General features: G+C 42.5%; 1 protein-coding gene. It reads right to left on the minus strand.

The annotated features are described in order from the left end of the window. Positions 1-374, minus strand: a 374-nt coding sequence (locus tag ADG03_RS05105) for a hypothetical protein (protein ID WP_049520965.1), incomplete at both ends; no start/stop codon positions are given.

Consider the following 374-nt stretch of genomic DNA (forward strand, 5'->3'; position numbering starts at 1 on the left):
TAAGTTGCAGAAGCTTTCGTTCCATTCTTATCTTCACGAACAACGGTTACTGCTGGGGCAGTTCCAACGAATGATTTTTCTGGAACAAATGTAACTGTACCGTCTGCTGCTACTGTGTAAGTACCAACACCTTCAACTGTCTTAGTTGTTGATCCATCATCGAATGTTGCTGGAACATCTTCGTTGATTTCAACAGTCTTTTCAACGCCATCAACCGTTACAGTTCCACCCTTGAATTCAGGTTTACCTGTTTGAGTTGCACCTTGGATGTCTGTTGTTTCAGCTGGTGTTGCTTCAGGTGTTACAGGTAATACTGTTGGTGTGTAAGTTGCAGAAGCTTTCGTTCCATTCTTATCTTCACGAACAACGGTTAC

This window comes from Streptococcus parasanguinis, assembly GCF_001069785.1.
Taxonomy (GTDB): domain Bacteria; phylum Bacillota; class Bacilli; order Lactobacillales; family Streptococcaceae; genus Streptococcus; species Streptococcus parasanguinis_T.